General features: G+C 58.9%; 1 protein-coding gene. It reads right to left on the bottom strand.

The genetic code is table 11. The annotated features are described in order from the left end of the window. Positions 1-34: 34 nt before the first annotated feature. Positions 35-2,149 (bottom strand): toprim domain-containing protein (locus LGZ98_RS23515; protein WP_262978702.1); only part of this gene is annotated, 2,115 nt, incomplete at its 5' end.

Below are 2,149 nucleotides of genomic sequence, written 5' to 3'. Positions count from 1 at the left end.
TTTACCCCGACCGGAACAAGTCATACCGGTCCTGTCACGGCACGATAAGGCCGCACAAGTGCGCAGTATCACGGTCTTCACCGTCAAACAGCAGTTCATAGGCGAACGTCAGCCCGCGCCGGTGCAACAACAGGTATTCCATTTCAACCAACCGGGCGAGATGGATTTTCAGTTGCGTATCGCCCCACTGCACCGTGTCGCGCAACTGTTTGCGGGTAAAAATCATTTCATGGCGCGGCTGGCGGCTTTCCCGTATCCATGCCTGTATCAGCATGAGTAACTTGCGCGTCTGCGGCGGCATTTCATCGAGCGTGCGGCCTAATATCTCGTGCGCCAGCTGATTGGCGAGCCGGATATCGTCCTGGGTCACTTCGATGTAGTCCAGCTTTCGGCCGCGATGTTCGGTGGTCTTGATTTCCCGCTGGTACTGATGCAGCAGGGCAATGCTCTGGATGAGCGTCAGGTACTTCATATGGTCACGGCGGGTGCGGGTTTTGTCAGACATAAAGGTCAGCTGATGCGCATACGGATTGACCACATTTAACGGTTTCAGCAACCGCTGGGCGTTCTGGTGAAGCGCGGTGAGATAGTCCCGCTCGTTCTCGGCCAGTAACCCTTCGAGGGTTTGTTTGTGGCGCTGCAACGTATGGATGGCTTCGGTCTGCTCACGCGATTCATTCACGGTCAGCACCAGACAGCGATTTAATAACTCTTCATCCACATCAATGGCGGTGGTGGTTAACATCAGCATGACCGGCCCTTTCACCGTGTAGCTTTTGGTCACCAGATTGCCCGTGGCTTCATCTTTGCCCGTGCTCGCCATTGTCAGCTCGCCGTCCGACTGCAACAGCTTCAACGCATAGGCGGCCTGCCGCACCCCTTCTTCTTCGGCAATGGCAAGGATTTTATGCTGGAGATTGGTTTCCCCCAGATAGAACAGGCTTTGCCCGGTCATAGCGCTGTACTGGAGGCGTTCCTCTTTTGGTATCAGGTTCAGCACGGCGTCCATCAGTGACGATTTCCCGGCGGCGCTGCTGCTCTGTATCAGGACGGCTAAGGGTTTGGGCAGTTTACGGCTCACCGCCGCCAGATAGGCCGCCAGCAGATTGGTGGATTCGCCGACCACGCCACAGGCGGCTAAATCGGACGTGATGCGCCCGACCAGTTGCGGGTCTTGCAACAAGGCCAGCGCGGTCTGCTGTTCATCGGCACTCAGGGATTTGCCCGCCTGAACGGTTTCTCCGGCGGCCCACGAGCGTTGCTCCAGCACCAGTAATACCCGCCCCAGCTCACGCTTAATCAGCGTTTCCGGCAGGGCCAGCTCCTGAGTGGCCTGACGCACGAACCCCGCCCGGGCACGGGCGCTCAGGATATCGAGGCTGTCCACAAACAGCGCTCCGCTGTTTTTATCCACGACCTGCACATTGACCTTCATCACCGCCCCGATTTTCTGCGGTACGCCGCGCAGCCGCCATTCCTGCCCATCCTGCTGGATAACGATATCCCCGTTTTCTGCTAACGTGGTCACGACGCCCGGTTCGGGCACTAATGCCGCCGAAGAGACCGGCACGACCGCCGCAGTATTTGGGTCTGCCGGCGGCATTTTCGCCGGCTCACCGAGCCATTGTGCCGCCTCCAGTAACTGACCGAAGGCGTTTTCGGGGTTCGCCACCTCGCAGCTAAACCGATTGGCATCGCGGCCTTCGGGGAATACCACCCGCCAGACATCCAGCCCCGCCAGTTGCAGTGCTGCCGCCAGCGCGGCGGCGGCTTCATTGCCGGCTTTGTCATTGTCATAGGCAATATGCACCTGTCTGACACCGTGCTGTCGGAACGCCTGCCGGTGAGCGTCGGTGAAGCCGTGTACCCCATACGAACAGGTCACATGGCGATAACCCGCGCACCAGAAGGACATCGCATCAATCAGGGATTCACACAGAATAACCGAGGCCGAACCGGCCAGCCCCGCTTCATTCCAGACGCCGCCATGCGCGCCCGGCAGATACAGATGCAACGGCGTGCCTGCCCGCAGACGGTCTGTGATTTTGCGGCCATAGATTTCGTGTATCTGGCCGTGCATCCCGATAACGGGCACCACTAACGAGCCGCTGAAGTGTTCATGGCCGCTGTCACGCAGTAACCCGATTGC

It is taken from the genome of Photorhabdus kayaii (genome assembly GCF_025384895.1).
In the GTDB taxonomy this organism is placed as follows: Bacteria; Pseudomonadota; Gammaproteobacteria; order Enterobacterales; family Enterobacteriaceae; genus Photorhabdus; species Photorhabdus kayaii.
The sequence above is the reverse complement of the archived record's forward strand: the minus strand, read 5'-3'. Positions and strand labels throughout refer to the sequence as shown.